The organism is Serratia proteamaculans (genome assembly GCF_946227095.1).
Lineage (GTDB): Bacteria > Pseudomonadota > Gammaproteobacteria > Enterobacterales > Enterobacteriaceae > Serratia > Serratia proteamaculans_E.
On sequence record NZ_CAMISV010000004.1, the window covers coordinates 407989 to 428259 of the forward strand.

At 56.0% G+C, this 20271-nt stretch carries 14 protein-coding genes; 9 read left to right on the forward strand and 5 right to left on the reverse strand.

The window, feature by feature from the left end; translation table 11 throughout:
- Window positions 1–153 precede the first annotated feature (153 nt).
- Both endA and OC597_RS11010 read right to left on the reverse strand, forming a co-directional pair.
- The gene (gene endA / locus OC597_RS11005; RefSeq protein WP_262208696.1) at window positions 154–849 is read right to left on the reverse strand and encodes a deoxyribonuclease I; all 696 of its coding nucleotides are present in this window, start codon (window positions 847–849) and stop codon (window positions 154–156) included.
- A 101-nt stretch (window positions 850–950) separates the two neighbouring features.
- A complete protein-coding gene (locus tag OC597_RS11010; RefSeq protein WP_262208698.1) occupies window positions 951–1463 on the reverse strand; it encodes a SprT family zinc-dependent metalloprotease in 513 nt (170 codons plus the stop codon).
- 370 nt (window positions 1464–1833) lie between these two features.
- Between OC597_RS11010 and fumA the strand changes: the two genes are divergently transcribed.
- Together fumA and OC597_RS11020 are read left to right on the forward strand one after the other, a co-directional pair.
- The gene (gene fumA / locus OC597_RS11015) at window positions 1834–3480 is read left to right on the forward strand and encodes a class I fumarate hydratase FumA (RefSeq protein WP_261258788.1); all 1647 of its coding nucleotides are present in this window, start codon (window positions 1834–1836) and stop codon (window positions 3478–3480) included.
- A 169-nt stretch (window positions 3481–3649) separates the two neighbouring features.
- Window positions 3650–4516 (forward strand): helix-turn-helix domain-containing protein, encoded by an 867-nt coding sequence (locus OC597_RS11020; protein WP_261285267.1) that lies wholly within the window; start codon window positions 3650–3652, stop codon window positions 4514–4516.
- On the opposite strand, the gene OC597_RS11025 is transcribed toward OC597_RS11020, so the two are convergent.
- A complete protein-coding gene (locus tag OC597_RS11025; RefSeq protein ID WP_262208701.1) occupies window positions 4440–5492 on the reverse strand; it encodes an XdhC family protein in 1053 nt (350 codons plus the stop codon). The two genes, OC597_RS11020 and OC597_RS11025, sit on opposite strands and share 77 nt — an antisense overlap.
- A gap of 7 nt (window positions 5493–5499) precedes the next feature.
- Window positions 5500–6084: a nucleotidyltransferase family protein gene (locus OC597_RS11030; protein WP_262208702.1), complete on the reverse strand. Its 585-nt coding sequence runs from the start codon at window positions 6082–6084 to the stop codon at window positions 5500–5502.
- A 204-nt stretch (window positions 6085–6288) separates the two neighbouring features.
- Here OC597_RS11030 and OC597_RS11035 point away from each other — a divergent pair, with 204 nt between their 5' ends.
- From OC597_RS11035 to OC597_RS11045, 3 genes are read left to right on the forward strand one after another with little or no spacing between them, the layout of a single operon-like run.
- On the forward strand, window positions 6289–9078 hold the full coding sequence (locus OC597_RS11035; protein ID WP_261426046.1) for a xanthine dehydrogenase family protein molybdopterin-binding subunit: 2790 nt from the start codon (window positions 6289–6291) through the stop codon (window positions 9076–9078).
- On the forward strand, window positions 9075–9629 hold the full coding sequence (locus OC597_RS11040) for a (2Fe-2S)-binding protein (protein WP_261258782.1): 555 nt from the start codon (window positions 9075–9077) through the stop codon (window positions 9627–9629). The genes OC597_RS11035 and OC597_RS11040 overlap by 4 nt, the downstream gene beginning before the upstream one ends.
- Window positions 9626–10864, forward strand: coding sequence for a cytochrome c (locus OC597_RS11045; protein WP_261258781.1), 1239 nt, complete (start codon window positions 9626–9628; stop codon window positions 10862–10864). The genes OC597_RS11040 and OC597_RS11045 overlap by 4 nt, the downstream gene beginning before the upstream one ends.
- A 66-nt stretch (window positions 10865–10930) precedes the next feature.
- Here the strand turns inward: OC597_RS11045 and OC597_RS11050 are convergent, their stop codons facing one another.
- Complete coding sequence (locus tag OC597_RS11050) at window positions 10931–12313, reverse strand: amino acid permease (RefSeq protein WP_262208705.1); 1383 nt, start codon at window positions 12311–12313, stop codon at window positions 10931–10933.
- A gap of 633 nt (window positions 12314–12946) precedes the next feature.
- Between OC597_RS11050 and pdhR the strand changes: the two genes are divergently transcribed.
- From pdhR to lpdA, 4 genes are all read left to right on the forward strand, one after another.
- Complete coding sequence (pdhR, locus tag OC597_RS11055; protein WP_012146714.1) at window positions 12947–13711, forward strand: pyruvate dehydrogenase complex transcriptional repressor PdhR; 765 nt, start codon at window positions 12947–12949, stop codon at window positions 13709–13711.
- A 170-nt stretch (window positions 13712–13881) separates the two neighbouring features.
- Window positions 13882–16545, forward strand: coding sequence for a pyruvate dehydrogenase (acetyl-transferring), homodimeric type (gene aceE, locus OC597_RS11060; protein ID WP_099063388.1), 2664 nt, complete (start codon window positions 13882–13884; stop codon window positions 16543–16545).
- 13 nt (window positions 16546–16558) lie between these two features.
- On the forward strand, window positions 16559–18445 hold the full coding sequence (gene aceF, locus OC597_RS11065) for a pyruvate dehydrogenase complex dihydrolipoyllysine-residue acetyltransferase (RefSeq protein ID WP_262208707.1): 1887 nt from the start codon (window positions 16559–16561) through the stop codon (window positions 18443–18445).
- A gap of 234 nt (window positions 18446–18679) precedes the next feature.
- On the forward strand, window positions 18680–20104 hold the full coding sequence (gene lpdA / locus OC597_RS11070) for a dihydrolipoyl dehydrogenase (RefSeq protein WP_012146711.1): 1425 nt from the start codon (window positions 18680–18682) through the stop codon (window positions 20102–20104).
- The last annotated feature ends 167 nt before the right edge of the window (window positions 20105–20271 follow it).

Here is a 20271-nt window from a genome sequence, read left to right on the forward strand (position 1 = left end):
TGCCTGATAGAACAGGGGCTATACCCTATGAATTTCGAGTTGCAGCTAGGCGCCTAGCTCGTTCATCCCCAGGCGCTTACTTTAGTAAGTAACTGGGGTGGGCGAGTGCAGGTAACAACGCTGCGGCTTGAAAGGCGACGGGTATATAGTAGGTTAGCCCTTTCGTTGCTGGCAAGCTTGCTGAATATAGGGATTATGGTTGCCCTGTACCTTAGCGATGCGTGCTTCGCGCAGACATTCCCACTGGTTGACCGGATACTGGCGGTTCCACACCTCGAAAAGCTGGGTCTGCTGGCGTGAAAGCCGCAGTTGGTAGCGGTCGCGCATATAGAAGTAGGTACGGGCGATCGTGCCACGGGCGCGGGCCGGCGGTTCGGCCTGCTTATTTTTGAAGTCCACTTTCATCGGGCACTGGCCGTACTGGCCTTCACCGCCTTTCCACTGGCTGTACATAAAGTTATTACGATCGCCATTCACTTCACCTATCGCCGGCTGCAGGTTGTGCAAATCGGTTTCGATTTGGCGGTAGCCGGCGTCTTTATTGCAGTTTTTGCGGCCGCCCTGTTGCCAGCACTGCAATTGGTGGCCGAACTGCCAGGCCGGAACCACGTGTTCCCATTCGATACGTTGTGCGCGCTGGGCGTTTTTACGCACCTGATAGCCACAGCTGTTCAGATTGGGGATGCCTTTCTTGCCCTGCCAGTCGATCCGGCAGCCGCAGTAGAAGGTGCCGGGCGCGTCCTGATTGATTTTGGCCGCTGCCGCCTTGGCCTGAGAAAAGTTATTGATGCCGTGCGCCTGTGCGGCACCGGCAGAGAGAACCACCAAAAATAAAATTTTGCGAAACATATTCCAAAACAGCTCAAAATTGGAAAAGCAGGCAGGGTAGCGGAAGTTGACAGTCGTAGCAAACGACGATATTGGCTTGTTTTAACGTATAAATCGTTTCGCTAAATGGGCTCACCGGCGAAAAATTTCAGCTTGTCGCCACACTGGCGGCAGCGATATTCACTTTCTCCGCGCATCACCCGATTGTGGCGGCGCACGGTGAGCTGGTGCTGTTGGCAACTGCAACGGTAGGGGTAGGTTTTGCTCTGCACCGAGGCAATCTCAAACTGGTGGGTACGGCTGGCGGGCACCTGCAATACGCTTTCCATCATCCAGCGCCATTCGCGGCCGTGCGGTGGTACGCGGCCAAACTGACGGAATACCAGCAGGTGCGCCAGTTCATGCGGCACTACCTCATCGATAAACGGCTGTTGGTTTTCCATCAGCAGTACCGGATTCAGCCGGATTTCCCAGGCTTGTAGCCAGGCGGTGCCCGCGCTGGTGCCACGTTGCTGGTAAATGACTTTGGGCTCGGGAAACTCGACGGAAAAGTGCTGACGGGCCAGCTGCAGTTTTTCTCGCAGACAGCGCATCGCCGCCTGTTGCAGCGCAATGGGGATTCTTACTTTGTTCATTGCGGCTAGCTTAAGCAATGGCGAACCGGCTGGCAATAAGACGCAAAACTAATTTGCTGACCACGGTCAGACAGGTTTTTCACCGCATTGATAACCCGATCGACGCTGATGGATTGTAATCATTGTGTTAACTGCGGGATAATAAACCGTACATGCTGAGTCCCTACCTGTAGGGGACGAATATATTCGTCCCGATTAACGCGGGCGCAGTATACAGCGCCCCTACAAACCAGCAGGGTATTATGCGATTTAGCGCAATAACCGACTGATTAAAAATACGTAAGGTGTGGGGAGTTTTCTGACGCGGCCTGCCCCGAGCTGGCTGAGTAAGTGTGAATTTAACGCAGCTGATGTTGCAAGTGAGAGATCAATGTCGAATAAACCGTTCCATTATCAAGATCCGTTCCCGCTGAAGAAAGATGACACCGAATACTATCTGTTGAGCCGCGACCACGTTTCCGTGAGCGAGTTTGAAGGCCAGGAAGTGCTGAAAGTGGCCCCCGAAGCGTTAACCCTCCTTGCTCAGCACGCGTTCCATGACGCCTCATTCATGCTGCGTCCGGCACACCAGCAGCAGGTGGCCGATATCCTCAAGGATCCGGACGCCAGCGAAAACGACAAGTACGTTGCGCTGCAATTTTTACGTAACTCAGAAATCGCCGCCAAGGGTATTTTACCGACCTGTCAGGATACCGGCACCGCCATCATCGTCGGCAAAAAGGGCCAGCGCGTCTGGACCGGTGGCGGTGACGAAGCGGCCTTGTCTCGTGGGGTGTACAACACCTTTATCGAAGACAATCTGCGTTATTCGCAAAACGCCGCGCTGGATATGTACAACGAGGTCAACACCGGCAGCAACCTGCCTGCGCAGATCGATCTCTACAGCGTCGACGGTGAAGAATACAAATTCCTGTGCATCGCCAAAGGCGGTGGTTCAGCCAATAAAACCTATCTCTACCAGGAAACCAAGGCGTTGCTGTCACCGGGCAAGCTGAAGGATTATCTGGTCGAGAAAATGCGCACGCTGGGTACCGCAGCCTGTCCGCCTTACCACGTGGCGTTTGTTATCGGCGGGACCTCGGCCGAAGCGACGTTGAAAACCGTCAAGCTGGCCTCGACCAAGTACTACGATGGCCTGCCAACCGAAGGTAACGAACACGGCCAGGCATTCCGCGACGTAGCGCTGGAAGATGAGTTGCTGAAAGAGGCGCAGAATCTGGGGCTGGGCGCACAGTTTGGTGGCAAATACTTTGCGCACGACATCCGTGTGGTGCGCCTGCCGCGCCATGGCGCGTCCTGTCCGGTGGGCATGGGGGTTTCCTGCTCTGCTGACCGTAACATCAAGGGCAAGATTAACCGTGACGGTATCTGGCTGGAGAAGCTGGAGCACAATCCGGGCAAGTTTATTCCGCAGGAACTGCGTCAGGCCGGGGAAGGCGAGGCCGTCAAGATTGACCTCAACCGCCCGATGGCCGAGATCCTCAAGCAGCTGTCACAATTCCCGGTATCCACCCGCCTGTCGCTGAGCGGCACCATTATCGTGGGACGCGACATCGCGCACGCCAAGCTGAAAGAGCGTCTGGATAACGGCGAAGGTCTGCCGCAGTACGTCAAGGATCACCCGATTTATTACGCCGGTCCGGCCAAAACGCCGGACGGTTACGCTTCGGGTTCACTGGGGCCAACCACCGCCGGGCGTATGGACTCTTACGTTGATCTGCTGCAGTCCCACGGCGGCAGCATGATCATGCTGGCCAAGGGTAACCGCAGCCAGCAGGTGACTGACGCCTGCCACAAACACGGTGGCTTCTACCTCGGTAGCATTGGCGGCCCGGCAGCGGTGTTGGCGCAGCAGAGCATCAAGAGCCTGACCTGCGTCGAATACCCAGAGCTGGGAATGGAAGCGATCTGGAAAATCGAAGTGGAAGATTTCCCGGCGTTTATTCTGGTGGATGATAAAGGCAATGACTTCTTCCAGAAGATCCAGGCCGGCCAGTGTTCTCGCTGCGTGAAATAATGCTCGCAAAGACTTGCCGCCTGTAGTCGGGCGGCAAGTTCTCGCCTTGATCAGACCCAGTGTAAAGTCCTGTAGCCCGCTGGACGCCGCGTTTTAACCTGTATACCCTACGTGCGGAGCAGTAACACACGCATAAAGGCATATTTGGCACAGAAGGCTCGGCAAATACATGGAAACGCAGGAAAATCATATCAGGGAACTGCTGGTCTGGATTGAAGACAATCTGACCAACCCGCTATCATTGGATATCGTTTCTGCCAAATCAGGCTACTCGAAATGGTATCTGCAGCGAATGTTCAAGACGCAGACCGGCCTGTCGCTGGCTTCCTATATTCGGGCCCGCCGCTTGTACCTCGCCGCTTTTGCCTTGCGCTTCACGCAAAAAACCATTCTTGATATTTCCATTGAATATCAGTTCGATAACCAACAAACCTTTTCACGCTGCTTCAAAAAGCACTTTGCCGAATCCCCCAGCGTCTATCGCCACGCCCGCAAACAGGATTTCAGTCATTTGGTTCGTTCGCTGTCAGCCAACCATCCCGGCGACATTCAGGTTGACCGAATCAATGTGGCCAAAGGTCAGTATGCGATCAAAGGGAAAGGTTATGCTTACCATCTCGATATTACCGATCTGGATAAGTCGCATCTGCACATCCGCAGCAAAATCAGAGAGAGATTCTATCACTCGGTGGCCAGCCGACCGGCGTTGACCTATTCGCTTACCCAGCTTATTCCTGATGGGGAACAGGTCCGGGTGGAGTATGCCCTCGGCGTTGCGGCGGATTGCCCGGTCAGTGATGATGCCAGCCTCGAACTATGGCAGGAAATTCACGGCGATTTTTGCCGTTTTTGTTACTCCGGCAAACCGGTGGCCTTGCACGACCATGTGATACAGATTTACACCCAGGCATTGCCGGAATTGGGCCTGGCCCGCAGGGAAGGACCAGACCTGACGATGTTCAACTATTCGCTGAACGAGCGGGAGGAGCTGCATCTTGAGTTGCAGCATCTGGTGCCTGTAACTCCGCTTGGTTGATCGAGCGAGCGGTGGTAGTACGGTTTTTCTGCTGCACAATATCCGCCATCACCGCTAACGCGATCTCCGCCGGGGTTTTACTGCCGAGCGGCAGCCCAATCGGGGCATGAATACGTTCCAGCTCTTGCGGGCTGAATTCGGCAATCTGTTGCAGACGCTGGCGCCGCCGTGCGCTGTTGCGCAATGACCCCATGGCACCAATGTAAAATGCCGGGGTGTGGATCGCTTCCATCAGCGTCAGGTCGTCCATGCGCGGATCGTGGGTTAGCGCCACAATTGCGGTATTGGCGTGGCAGCCGCCGCCTTCAATAAACTTGGCCGGAAACTGACGCAGCAGCGTCACGTTGGGTCGGAGCTGTGGGGCGAAATTATCCAGCGCCTCTGGCCGGTTCTCACACACCAACACTTCAAACCCTAATGAACTTGCGAAATCGGCGCAGTACAGCGCCACGCTGGATAACCCGGCGATCAGCAAACGCGGTGCCGCCGCGATATGCAGAGTGACCTGCGGGCCACGACGCTCCACCTGGGTAGCGCTGGCGAAGTCGGTTAATGTCAGGCTGGTACAGGCATCGGGCAGGGTCAGGCGTTTGACCAGTGCATGGTGTCCGTTCAGCGCACCGGCTATTTGGGTCAGATAGGCAATACTTTCATCACCGGCAGGCAGGGATTCGATCAACACTTCCAACACGCCGCCGCAGGGCAGCGCCACGTTCGGTTCCAGGCCTCCTTCACCGTAACGGATCACCTGGCTGGCCGCCTGATACTCTCCGGCCGCCACGCGCCGCAGAAAGTCTTCTTCTACACAGCCGCCCGACAACGAACCGCAGTAATGCTCGTCCTGGGTGGCTACCAGCAGTGCCCCTGGCGATCGCGGCGAGGAGCCATAGGTGTTCAGTACGGTGCACAGCCACACCTGTTGTTGCTTCAGCCAGCTTATCGCCTGGTTGACCACGGTGATATCGAGATGTTGCATAGGTGGTTTACTCGCTGGCCGGTAGCTGTGACGGAAGATCAATATCCTGCACCACCGTGGGTTGATCAAGAGAAAGCAGGTACACCGACTGCCCTTTAAGCAGTTCACGCGCGCCATTATCACCACGCAATTGGCCAAGTTGTTTGCGCAAAAGGGCGGAAAATCCAACCGGATGGCCCGGCTGCTGCTGGAAACTGGGGCGGACGATGGCGTGTTGCGATAAGGCGGCAGCCACCTGCTGGAAAACGCCCGGCGTGACGAAGGGCATATCCGCTAAATGTATCAACCAGCCTTGCCAGTGCGGCGTAGCCTTCACCCCGGCGGCGATGGAATCCCCCAGGCCCACGCTGGCCAGCAGCGTGACCGGCACCTGATAGAGGGCGCAAACCTGTTGTACCTGAAGGTTATCCGGCCGGGTGACGACCCATACCGGCAGGCCCGAAGCCAGCGCCTGACACAGCGTCTGTTCAAACAGCGAGCGTCGTCGGCCGGACTGATCCGCAAACTCGGCATTCAATTTATTGCCTTCGCCACCGGCCTGAGAGAAGCGTTCCCCACGTCCGGCGGCGGCGATCACTATGCCTGTCGTCATCTTACCCGCCCGAATTTGCGCAACTTATTATTACCTTACTAAAAATATGTGTTTTTGAGATGTGTTTTTCTTGAAAACAGCATGTTAATCATCACATAATTTTGGTTATAAGCATATGCTTATGACGTCTACGGCAAGGTCGTCAGCGTTTGCGCAACACCACCGCTGAACAGAAAAATAAAATAAAGAAACAAAGGACTTTTTATGAGCAATTTTAACCCGTCGCGGCGCCGTTTTATCAAAGGCGCCGTGATAGCGGGGGTCTCTGTATACCTCGCGCCACTGTACAGCCGCGCCTACGCCGCGCTGTTTGAGCAGAAAATCCTCCAGTCCCCGAACTGGGATGCTCATGAAAAGCGTATTCGCTTTCGCATCGATGGCCGTGCCAAGGTGATGGGGCAGAAGGTGTTCGCACGCGACATTCGCGCGGTTGATATGCCGCACTGGCCGCAACAACAGGCGCACGCGTTTATTTTACGTGTCACCAAGGCCGACCGGCTGTTCGAGGGCCTCGATCTCTCGTTACTGGGGGACGACCTGCAGCCCGACAGGCTGGTGACGGCAGAGGATTTGGCGCGCGACGGTCTGGCCTTCCCGGCGTTCTACGGCGACGATATGCTGCTGCCGGTGGGCAAAACCCCGGCCTATCTGGGCCAGGCGGTGGCGATCCTGATTTATCACGATTTCGCCCGCTTCCGCTTCGCCAAAGACAAGCTGAAATTCCGTGAAGAAACCCTTAAGTACGGGGCGGAAACCGGCCCGCTGGAGCGGGATCCCTGGGGCACCTTCCGTTATGTGCGGGTGGGTGGCGAAAAGCCGTTCGACGACGATCGCTTCTCCAGCCTGAAAGATACGCCGATTTTCCCGGTATCGATGAAGAAACACCTGCCGGTCTGGCCGGAAGGCCGCGAAGGCGGCAAGCTGGATCAGGAAGGGATGTATTACGCCGGGATGATCGCCAATGAGCTGCAAACGCCGCCGGAAGACTGGCTGGTGATGTCACGCCGTTATACCACGCAGTCGGTCGATACCTCGGCGTTGGAGCCGGATAACGCCAACGGCTGGTACGATGCGGCGACGCAGACCCTGCATCTGGTGATCCCGACGCAGTCACCGCAGGAAGTGGCCGACGAAATGCCACGCATGCTGGCCAAGCACAATCCGCCGGTGAAACAGCTGATCCTGCACCCTTGCTACACCGTCGGTTACGGTTCGAAAGATCACTATAACTTCCCGTACTACGGCGCGGTGGCGGCGATGTACGGTGACGGACACCCGGTACGCCTGGCCAATGACCGTTTCGAACAGTTCCAGACGGCGCTGAAGCGCCACGCGTTCGACATGAATTACCGCATTGCGGTCAACCGTCAAACCGGCGTCTTGCAGTCATTCCACGGCGAGATGACGGCAGACGGCGGCGGCCGCAGCAACTTTACACCGTCGGTGGTGATGGTGGCGGCGACGGCGGCACAGTCGATTTACTACTTCCCGAAAAGCGATTTGTCTTCGGTAGGGCTGGCTTCACGCGCCATCGATGCCGGTTCGGCACGCGGCTACGGCACGCTGCAAAGCATGGCCGCCACCGAGATGATGGTGGATGAACTGGCGGCCGAGTTGAAGATCGACCCGATCGAATTCCGTTTGCGCAACGTACTGAAATCCGGCATGAAAAACACGCAGGGCGCTATTCCGGCCGGGGCTATTCGTGCCGATGAAGTGCTGGAGAAGGCGGCGAAGCATGAAATGTGGCTGCAACGTGCCCAGCGTAAGGCGGAGTTTGAGAGCCAGCACCCGGGCAAACGTTATGGTGTCGGCTTTGGCTGCGTGCAAAAAGACTTCGGTACCGGGGCTGAGACCTCGTTCGCCCGCGTCGAGCTGGGAGAGGACGGGCGCATTATGCTGCATCACAGCGGCGCAGAGATGGGAACCGGCATGTCGACCTCTCAGTCGGTGTTGTGCGCGCAGTGGCTGGGTAAACCGGCGGATGAGGCGCACTTCTCGGTAACCGACTGGTCGGTATTGCCGATGGTCACCAGCGGTGATCCTTACATCATGTCGCAGGCCGATCAGGACAAGTTGCAAGCCAACCCGGCCTGGACGCCAAGCTACTGTTCACCCTCCAGCGCCAGCAACTCGGCATTTTACTTTTCCCACAGCACGCGCGAAGCGGCACGGTTGATCTTCGATCACGGCCTGTGGCCGGCGGCGATGGCCATTTGGCAATCCGGTATCGGTGGCGGCCAGGCGGCGCCATTGGTGGTGCGCAGAGAAGACGCACGCTGGGTGGAAGGCGGGCTGACCGCCGCCGGGCTGGAAGTGCTGACTCTGGAGCGACTGGCGAAACAGGCCTACCAGATGGGCGGTATCACCGGGGCTGCTGTACACGTGTTTAACCGCTGGCAGTGGGCGGAAGCGGACTTCACCCTGAGTGGTAATAGCGAACGTCTGCCGATTGACGGGCTGGCGGTGCGCAACGCCAATGGCGAATTCAAAACCCTGCCGCGCAACCAGGCCTATTACCCACCGACCCAACGCAATAACGCGGCGGTGACCTATTACAGCGCCGTCGGTACCCTGGCGGAAGTGGCGGTGGATATCGCTACCGGCCAGGTGGAACTGCTGAACCACCATTCGATCATGGAGTGCGGCAACCTGATTGTACCGGAGCTGGTTTCCGGCCAATTGCAGGGCGGCTTGGCGATGGGGATTGGCCATGCGCTGCACGAATATTTACCGCTGTACGAAGACGGACCCGGTAACGGTACCTGGAACTTTAACCGTTACCACCTGCCGCGTGCCAGCGATGTGGCGGTCTGGAAACAGACCGATGACATCCTGCCCGCGCTGTCGGAAACCGATCCACCCAAAGGCATGGCCGAAGTTGTGATGATCCCGGTGGTTGCTGCGCTGGTTAACGCCATCGCCGATGCCACTGGTCACCGTTTCCGTGATTTGCCCGTTCGTGCAGAAAATATTCGTGAGGTATTACAATGAGCATTAAAACCCAGCCGATTTCCCTGACCATCAACGACAAGCAGTACGGCCCGATCGAAGTGCCGGAAGGACTGATGATGATCGACTTCCTGCACGAATATCTCGACCTGACCGGTTCACGCCTGGGCTGCGGGCAGGGGATCTGCCACGCCTGCGTGGCGATTGTCGATCACCCGAGCGGCACCAGCGAAGAAGTACGTACCTGTATCACCGGCGCGCATTTCTTCAGCGGCAAGAAAGTGCGCACCGTCGAAGGCCATGCCAAGGTGGATGAACAGGGCGAAGTGGTCGAGCTCTCGCCGATCCAGCAGGCTTTCCTGGAACATTACAGCTTCCAGTGTGGCTACTGCACGCCGGGCTTTGTTAACGCCGCTACCATTTTTGTGGAAAAACTCAAGCGTGAGCCGATTGCCCGTGAGCAGCTGGAAAGCGCTATCGAACAGGCACTGGACAGCCATATCTGCCGCTGCACCGGCTACGTGCGTTACTACGAAGCGGTACGCGATGTGGTGCTGAAAACCCCAGGTCTGGTGAAGGAGACGGCGCAATGAAAAAACGTCTCGCACTGTTGATCCTGCTGGTGGTGATTATCGTCATCGCGGTGCTGTGGTGGCGTGAAAACCGCCATTACGACGGCGCGGTGCAACAGGTGACCGCCAGTACGGAACAGGTTGCCCGGGGCCGCTATCTGGCTCAGGCCGCCGACTGTGCCGCCTGCCATACCGCCAGTGGTGGCGCGCCAATGGCCGGCGGCTATCCGCTGGATACGCCGTTCGGCACTATCTACGGCAGTAACCTGACGCCTTCGGCCGATCAGGGGATTGGCCGCTGGACCAAAGACGACTTCTTCCTGGCGCTGACAAAGGGCGTGGCACCGGGCGGCCGTCATCTGTATCCGGCGATGCCTTATACCTCGTATAAAGGGATGACACGTCAGGATGCCGATGACATCTACGCTTATCTGATGACCCGTCCGGCGGTGGATGTTGCCATTCCGGAAAACGCCATGCCGTTCCCGTTTAACCAGCGCATGGCGCTGATTGGCTGGAATCTGCTGTTCCGTAGTCAGGATCCGCTGCCTGCCAGTTCGCAGGGTGATTCGGCGCAGTGGCAACGCGGCCGTTATCTGGCGGATACGCTGGGCCACTGCGGGGAATGCCATACGCCACGCGGCATGCTGGGTCAAATGGAACTGGGTAAACCGATGCAGGGCGGTGATCTGGGGCGCTTTATGGCACCGGACATCACCCCGAACGGGCTGGCGAAACGCGGCTGGACGCCGGACGATTTGAACCGCTTCCTCTCGACCGGCATGGCACCGCAAGGCTCTGCCTTCAGCGAGATGCATATGGTGGTGGATCTCAGCACCCGTCACCTGACGCCGGAAGACCACCAGGCGCTGGCGACCTATCTGATGGGCGAACAGCCGCCGGCCGCTGTGCCGGTTAAAATCGGCCAGGGCAGTGATGCTGGGCGCATCAGCTATCTGGATCAGTGCTCGGGTTGTCATGCGCGTGAAGGCGAGGGCAAACCGCACGTGGCGGTAGCGATGCGTGATAACGCCACGCTGCGCCAGCCGGATGCTAAAAACCTGATTGTCTCGGTGCTGGACGGTTTACCGGCACAGCAATTCCCTGACGGCGAAAGCATGCAGAGCATGCCAGCCTTTGGTGAACGGCTGGACGATGCGCAGGTGGCGGAGCTGGTGAACTATCTGCGGGTGACCTGGGGTGGGTTGCCGGCGGATGTGACGGCCGATCAGGTGAAAGCGTTGCGTCACAAATAGGCTGAGTTAAGCTAAAAAAATGGCCCGCAGAGGATCACTCTGCGGGCCATTTTGTTTTGGGAAAGCTTACCCGCGACCAGATGCGCTTACTGCGCGCTGGCTACGTTGTTTAACGGCATAGCCGATACCTAAAATGGCTACCCACACCGGGATCAGCAGCACCGAGATTTGAATCCCCGGCGTCAGGTACATGATCACCAGAATCGCGGCCATAAACACCAGGCACAGGTAGTTGCTGAACGGATACCAGAAGGCTTTGAACTTCGGCGCAACGCCCTCGCGGTTCTTGGCTGCGCGGAATTTCAGGTGCGCCAGACTGATCATCGCCCAGTTGATCACCAGTGCCGATACCACCAATGCCATCAGTAGTTCGAAGGCCCGACCGGGGATCAGGTAGTTAATCAGTACGCAGAACGCCGTAGCCGTGGCGGAGACGGCGATAGCAATCACCGGTACGCCGCGCCCGTCGACCTTCAGCAGGCTTTTCGGCCCGTTGCCCTGTTTTGCCAGGCCGTACAGCATGCGGCTGTTGCAGTAGACGCAGCTGTTGTAGACCGACAGCGCGGCGGTCAATACCACCACGTTCAGTACCGTTGCGACCAGGTTGCTGTTCAGAGCGTGGAAGATCAGCACGAATGGGCTGCCGCCTTCAACCACTTTGCCCCACGGGTACAGCGACAGCAGAATGGTCAGCGAGCCGATATAGAACAGCAGGATACGGTAGATCACCTGATTGGTGGCTTTAGGAATGCTTTTCTGCGGGTTGTCGGCTTCGGCAGCGGTAATGCCCACCAATTCCAGCCCACCGAACGAGAACATGATCACCGCCATCGCCATCACCAGCCCCATGATGCCGTTCGGGAAGAACCCGCCCTGCGCCCACAGATTGGTCACGGTAGCTTCCGGGCCGCCCATGCCGCTGAACAGCAGGTAGGCGCCGAACACGATCATGCCGATAATCGCCACCACTTTGATGATGGCGAACCAGAATTCCATCTCGCCATACACCTTCACGTTCGCCAGGTTGATGGCGTTAATCGCCAGGAAGAACACCGCCGCAGACACCCAGGTCGGGATCTCCGGCCACCAGTACTGCACATAGATGCCCACCGCGGTCAGTTCCGCCATGGCAACCAGCACGTACAGCACCCAGTAGTTCCAGCCGGAAGCGAAGCCAGCGAAGTTGCCCCAGTATTTATAGGCGAAGTGGCTAAAGGAACCGGCCACCGGCTCTTCGACCACCATTTCACCCAGTTGGCGCATGATCAGAAATGCGATAAAGCCGCCAATGGCATAACCGAGAATGACCGAAGGGCCGGCCATCTTTATTGTTTGCGCGATCCCGAGGAATAGCCCGGTACCAATAGCGCCCCCTAGTGCAATAAGCTGAATATGGCGGTTTTTAAGGCCGCGTTTCAGCTGGTCGCCATCATGCTGTTGACCATCCATCAATGAAACCCTCTGTCGTTGCAGAATTACTCACATGCTGTAAAGCAGTGGTTACGATGTGTGTTTTGTTTTATTTACGGCGTTATATCTATTAATTCCACGGAGCCGCTACCGTTTGGCAAAGAATAATGTTATGTGCGCCAGTTTGCACCTGCTTTATGTGGTGAGTGATTAAGATTTCAGCAGTTTAGGAAACAAAATGCGGGTTGTGTGACGACAGGGGGGATTCAATGCATGAAATAAGCATTAACTCACATAATGCGCAAAAATAATTTAGCTCTGGCGATTGGTCGGTGGCGAAATATTGACCGGATGAGCGCACCTTTTGCGATGCAAATAGGTATTCGTTAAAGCTTAATAAACATGCAATAGAATTCTACTTTAGAGACTTCAGTCTGCCTGACGGTAGGTTTCGCAAAAGTTAAATCAAAAACCTACCTCGTAAATGGTATTACCAAGCGTGCGTTAGCGGTTTGCAGCAGCTCTGGTATTGAGGTGTTAAAATGTGCGGGTAACCTGATTTCGATCAAGGCCCATATGGACAGGAGGTGAATACTTTGTTACTTTACCGTCACGTTTTTGAAATTGGTATTACCAATTGACTCCGCGCCATTCGCAGAGAAGAAATCACCCATGGCCTACAGCAAAATCCGCCAACCCAAGTTGTCAGACGTTATTGAGCAGCAGCTCGAACACCTGATCCTCGAGGGAACACTGCGCCCAGGCGAGAAACTGCCACCGGAGCGTGAACTGGCGAAACAATTTGATGTTTCCCGTCCTTCTCTGAGAGAGGCCATCCAGCGCCTGGAAGCCAAAGGGCTGCTCCTGCGCCGTCAGGGCGGTGGCACCTTTGTACAAACTAATCTGTGGCAGAGCTTTAGCGATCCGCTGGCTGAACTGCTGGCCGACCATCCTGAATCACAATTCGATCTGTTGGAAACCCGTCATGCCCTCGAAGGCATTGCTGCCTATTATGCGGCATTGCGTGGTACCGACGAAGATCTGGCGCGCATCCGCGATTGCCACATGTTGATTCAGCAGGCCCAGGACAGCGGCGATCTCGACGCCGAAGCCGACGCGGTCATGCAATATCAAATCGCCGTGACCGAAGCTGCCCACAACGTTGTGTTACTGCACCTGCTGCGCTGTATGGGGCCGATGCTGGAACAGAACGTACGTCAGAACTTTGAATTGCTCTACTCGCGCCGTGAGATGTTGGCAAAAGTGAGCAGCCACCGCGCCGGAATTTTTGAGGCGATTGTGGCACGTGAGCCTGAAAAGGCCCGCGAAGCCTCGCACCGCCATTTGGCGTTTATCGAGGAAATCTTGCTGGATCTCAGTCGGGAGCATACCCGACGCGAGAGATCGCTGCGGCGTCTCCAGCAACGCAAGGATTAAGAACGGTTCTCTTCAGGGCACACCAGCCTGCGGGGTTTGCGTTCGAAGTGCTTAATTAAGCATTTAAGTAAGCGGCAACTAAACTGATGGGCCTGTCTTCGTGTGTTTTGTTTCAGAACACAGGAAGACAGGCTCCAAAACAAACCATTAGACAGATAAGGAATACCACCATGTCAGAACGTTTAAACAATGACGTGGATCCGATCGAAACCCGCGACTGGCTGCAGGCGATCGAATCGGTCATCCGTGAAGAGGGTGTTGAGCGAGCTCAGTTTCTGATTGATCAGGTTCTGGGTGAAGCCCGTAAAGGCGGTGTTAGCGTTGCAGCCGGTGCTGCGGCTCACAACTACGTCAACACCATCGCGGTGGAAGACGAACCTGCTTACCCTGGTAACCTGGATCTTGAGCGTCGTATCCGTTCAGCTATTCGCTGGAATGCGGTGATGACCGTTCTTCGTGCTTCCAAAAAAGATCTGGATCTGGGCGGCCACATGGCTTCCTTCCAGTCTTCTGCGACCTTCTATGAAGTCTGCTTCAACCACTTCTTCCGTGCACGCACCGAGCAAGACGGCGGCGATCTGGTTTACTTCCAGGGCCACATCTCTCCAGGCGTTTACGCACGTGCCTTCCTTGAAGGCCGCTTGACCGAAGACCAAATGAATAACTTCCGTCAGGAAGTTCACGGCAAAGGCCTGTCCTCTTACCCGCATCCTAAGTTGATGCCGGAATTCTGGCAGTTCCCTACCGTTTCTATGGGCCTGGGCCCAATCAGCGCCATCTATCAAGCGAAGTTCCTGAAATATCTGGAACACCGTGGCCTGAAGAACACCTCTGCCCAAACCGTTTACGCCTTCCTGGGCGATGGCGAGATGGATGAGCCGGAATCCAAGGGCGCGATCACCATCGCTACCCGTGAGAAGCTGGACAACCTGGTGTTCGTCATCAACTGTAACCTGCAGCGTCTGGACGGCCCGGTCACCGGTAACGGCAAGATCATCAATGAGCTGGAAGGCATCTTCGCGGGCGCTGGCTGGCAGGTACTGAAAGTGATCTGGGGTGGTCGTTGGGATGAACTGCTGCGTAAAGATACCAGCGGCAAGCTGATCCAACTGATGAACGAAACCCTGGACGGCGACTACCAGACCTTCAAGTCCAAAGACGGCGCTTACGTCCGTGAGCACTTCTTCGGCCGCTTCCCGGAAACCGCTGCGCTGGTCAAAGATATGACCGACGAAGAGATCTGGGCACTGAACCGTGGTGGTCACGATCCGAAGAAAGTCTTTGCTGCACTGAAAAAAGCGCAGGACACCCAAGGCAAACCAACCGTTATCCTGGCCCATACCATCAAAGGTTACGGCATGGGTGAGACCGCGGAAGGTAAAAACATTGCTCACCAGGTGAAAAAAATGAACATGGAAGGGGTTCACCACTTCCGCGATCGTTTCAATGTGCCAGTTGCCGATGCTGACATCGAAAAACTGCCGTACATCACCTTCGAGAAAGAGTCCGAAGAGTACAAATATCTGCACGAACGTCGTCAGGCGCTGAAAGGCTATGTGCCTACCCGTATGCCGAAGTTCACCGAGAAGCTGGAAATGCCGGCTCTGGCAGACTTCAGCTCCTTGCTGGAAGAGCAGAACAAAGAGATCTCTACCACCATCGCCTTTGTGCGTGCCCTGAACGTGATGCTGAAGAACAAGTCGATCAAAGATCGCCTGGTGCCAATCATCGCCGACGAAGCGCGTACCTTCGGTATGGAAGGTCTGTTCCGTCAGATCGGTATCTACAGCCCGAACGGCCAGCAATACACTCCGCAGGACCGTGAGCAGGTTGCTTACTACAAAGAAGACGAGAAAGGCCAGATCCTGCAGGAAGGCATCAACGAACTGGGCGCAGCCTCTTCATGGTTGGCCGCAGCGACTTCCTACAGCACCAACGATCTGCCAATGATCCCGTTCTACATCTACTATTCGATGTTCGGTTTCCAGCGTATCGGTGACCTGTGCTGGGCAGCAGGCGACCAACAGGCACGCGGCTTCCTGGTAGGCGGCACTTCAGGCCGTACCACCCTGAACGGTGAAGGTCTGCAGCACGAAGACGGCCACAGCCACATCCAGTCCCTGACTATTCCTAACTGTATCTCTTACGATCCAGCTTACGCGTACGAAGTGGCAGTGATCATGCACGACGGTCTGGTGCGCATGTACGGTGACGCGCAAGAAAACGTCTACTACTACATCACCACGCTGAACGAAAACTACCACATGCCGGCTATGCCGCAGGGTGCAGAAGAAGGTATCCGTAAAGGTATCTACAAGCTGGACACTCTGGCAGGCAGCAAAGGCAAGGTTCAGTTGCTGGGTTCAGGTTCTATCCTGCGTCACGTTCGTGAAGCGGCGAAGATCCTGGCAGACGATTACGGCGTGGGTTCTGACATCTACAGCGTGACTTCCTTCACTGAACTGGCGCGTGATGGCCAGGATTGTGAGCGTTGGAACATGCTGCACCCAACTGAAACTCCGCGCGTACCTTACATCGCTCAGGTGATGAACGAAGCGCCGGCGGTTGCGTCTACCGACTACATGAAGCTGTTCGCCGAACAGGTTCGTACTTACGTTCCAGCCAGCGACTATCGCGTTCTGGGTACTGACGGCTTCGGTCGTTCAGACAGCCGCGAAAACCTGCGCCACCACTTTGAAGTTGATGCTTCTTACGTTGTGGTTGCTGCACTGGGTGAACTGGCTAAACGCGGTGAAATCGAAGCTTCTGTGGTAGCTGATGCGATTAAGAAATTCGACATCAACCCAGAAAAAGTTAACCCGCGTCTGGCATAAGAGGTACAGAAGAATGTCTATCGAAATTAAAGTACCGGACATCGGTGCAGACGAAGTGGAAATCACTGAAATTCTGGTGAAAGTGGGCGATAAAGTTGAAGCTGAACAATCGCTGATCACCGTTGAAGGTGATAAAGCTTCCATGGAAGTCCCATCTCCGCAGGCGGGTGTGGTTAAAGAAATCAAGGTTTCCGTCGGTGACAAAACCGAGACCGGCAAACTGCTGATGATCTTTGAAGCAGAAGGGGCGGCGCAAGCCGCACCAGCTGCCAAGGCTGAAGAAAAACCGGCCGCAGCATCTGCTGCTGCACCGGCTGCCGCTGCGGCCAAAGACGTTGCGGTACCGGACATCGGTGCTGACGAAGTTGAAGTGACCGAGATCCTGGTGAAAGTGGGCGACAAGGTGGAAGCCGAGCAGTCCCTGATCACCGTTGAAGGCGACAAAGCTTCAATGGAAGTCCCGGCACCGTTCGCGGGCACCGTGAAAGAGATCAAAATCGCCACCGGCGACAAAGTCACCACCGGCTCTATGATCATGGTGTTCGAAGTGGCTGGCGCCGCTTCTGCTGCTGCTCCGGCTGCGGCACAAGCTCCGGCTGCCCCAGCGGCACCGGCGGCTTCTGCGGCCAAAGACGTTGCAGTACCGGACATCGGCGGCGACGAAGTAGAAGTGACCGAAGTGATGGTGAAAGTGGGCGACAAAGTTGCCGCTGAGCAGTCACTGATCACCGTTGAAGGTGACAAGGCTTCTATGGAAGTGCCGGCACCGTTCGCAGGTACCGTGAAAGAAATCAAAATCAGCGCCGGCGACAAAGTAAAAACCGGTTCCCTGATCATGGTGTTCGAAGTAGAAGGTGCTGCGCCTGCTGCCGCTCCTGCCCAAAAAGCAGAAGCTGCACCGGCGGCTCCGGCTGCAAGTTCTGCACCGGCCCAACAGGCTGCACCTGCTGCCAAAGGCGAGTTCGCTGAGAACGACGCTTATGTGCACGCTACCCCGGTCATCCGCCGTCTGGCGCGTGAATTCGGCGTAAACCTGGCGAAAGTGAAAGGCACCGGTCGTAAAGGCCGCATCCTGCGCGAAGACGTTCAGACTTACGTGAAAGACGCGGTCAAACGTGCAGAAGCGGCTCCGGCTGCTGCTGCCGGTGGTGGTCTGCCAGGCATGCTGCCATGGCCGAAAGTGGACTTCAGCAAGTTCGGTGAGATCGAAGAAGTTGAACTGGGCCGCATCCAGAAAATCTCGGGTGCCAACCTGAGCCGTAACTGGGTGATGATCCCGCACGTCACTCACTTCGACAAAACCGATATCACCGATCTGGAAGCTTTCCGCAAGCAACAGAACGAAGAAGCTGCCAAGCGTAAGCTGGATGTGAAGTTCACCCCGGTGGTGTTCATCATGAAAGCTGTCGCCGCCGCACTGGAGCAGATGCCGCGCTTCAACAGCTCTCTGTCCGAAGATGGCCAGAAACTGACGCTGAAGAAATACATCAACGTGGGTGTTGCGGTTGATACGCCAAACGGTCTGGTGGTTCCGGTGTTCAAGGATGTGAACAAGAAGAGCATCACTGAACTGTCCCGTGAACTGATGGCTATCTCCAAAAAAGCGCGTGACGGCAAGCTGACCGCAGGCGAAATGCAGGGCGGGTGTTTCACCATCTCTAGCCTGGGCGGTATCGGGACGACTCACTTCGCACCGATTGTGAATGCACCGGAAGTGGCCATTCTGGGCGTCTCCAAGTCTGCTATGGAGCCGGTCTGGAACGGTAAAGAGTTCGTGCCGCGTCTGATGATGCCAATGTCGCTCTCCTTCGACCACCGTGTAATTGACGGTGCGGATGGTGCGCGCTTTATTACCATCATCAACAACATGCTGGCTGACATCCGCCGTATGGTGATGTAATGAAAAAGGGGCGCAGTTATGCTGCGCCCTTATCACTTCATTAGCAGTTTTGTCGGTTTTTGCATGACTCGACAAAATTGTTGAGACACGGGTCACTCGAACACGCTTTGCAGATTATTAACAATTCTGTAAACTGCTGGCGGTGTAAGCGTCCCGGTGGATGAAGGGCGTTATGAGATCGATTAGTAATAAAAATGACGTCAGACCCGCCGGACAATCAATTAAGAGGTCATGATGAGTACTGAAATTAAAACTCAGGTCGTGGTACTTGGGGCGGGCCCGGCAGGTTATTCTGCTGCCTTTCGTTGCGCTGACTTAGGTCTTGAAACCGTTCTGGTTGAACGTTATTCCACTCTGGGCGGTGTTTGCCTGAACGTGGGATGTATCCCTTCCAAAGCCCTGTTGCACGTTGCCAAAGTCATCGAAGAAGCCAAAGCCCTGGCCGAACACGGCATCGTTTTCGGCGAGCCGAAAACTGACATCGACAAAGTGCGCGTCTGGAAAGAAAAAGTCATCAATCAGCTGACCGGCGGTCTGGCTGGTATGGCTAAAGGCCGCAAAGTGAAAGTGGTTAACGGTCTGGGCAAGTTCACTGGCGCTAACACCCTGGTTGTTGAAGGCGAAAATGGCCCAACGACCATCAACTTCGACAATGCCATCATTGCCGCAGGTTCCCGTCCGATCCAACTGCCATTCATTCCTCATGAAGACCCACGCGTGTGGGACTCAACTGATGCACTGGAACTGAAAACTGTCCCAGAGCGTCTGCTGGTCATGGGCGGCGGTATCATCGGCCTGGAAATGGGCACCGTATACCATGCGTTGGGTTCACAGATCGACGTGGTCGAAATGTTTGACCAGGTGATCCCGGCCGCTGACAAAGACGTGGTGAAAGTCTTCACCAAACGCATCAGCAAGCAGTTCAACCTGATGCTGGAAACCAAAGTGACCGCGGTAGAAGCCAAAGAAGACGGCATCTACGTCACTATGGAAGGCAAGAAAGCGCCTGCAGAACCACAGCGTTACGACGCAGTGCTGGTGGCTATCGGTCGTGTGCCGAATGGCAAACTGCTGGAAGCGGGTAAAGCCGGTGTGGAAGTTGACGAGCGTGGCTTCATCAACGTCGACAAACAACTGCGCACCAACGTGCCGCACATCTTCGCTATCGGCGACATCGTCGGTCAACCGATGCTGGCGCACAAAGGCGTGCATGAAGGCCACGTTGCCGCAGAAGTTATCGCCGGCATGAAGCACTACTTCGACCCGAAAGTGATCCCATCGATCGCGTACACCGAGCCGGAAGTTGCCTGGGTGGGTCTGACCGAGAAAGAAGCGAAAGAGAAAGGCATCAGCTACGAAACTTCCACCTTCCCGTGGGCAGCTTCTGGCCGTGCTATCGCTTCCGATTGTGCAGACGGCATGACCAAACTGATCTTCGACAAAGAAACTCACCGTATCATCGGTGGCGCGATTGTCGGCACCAACGGCGGCGAGCTGCTGGGTGAGATCGGTCTGGCTATTGAGATGGGTTGCGACGCAGAAGACATCGCGCTGACTATCCATGCTCACCCAACCCTGCACGAATCTGTAGGTTTGGCGGCTGAGATCTACGAAGGTAGCATCACCGACCTGCCTAACCCGAAAGCCAAGAAGAAGTAATTCTGCAGGTTTGAACGGTTGATAAGTGGCTCCTGAAAAGGGGCCGTTTTTTTATGGGCGACGTTCAGTAAAAGGCCGCTCAACAACGCCTGTATCGCAGTAGTTGCAGTGCTGTTCTCAAGCCCGGTGACCGGGCGCTCAAACCGGCAGAACAGACCCGCTGAGAG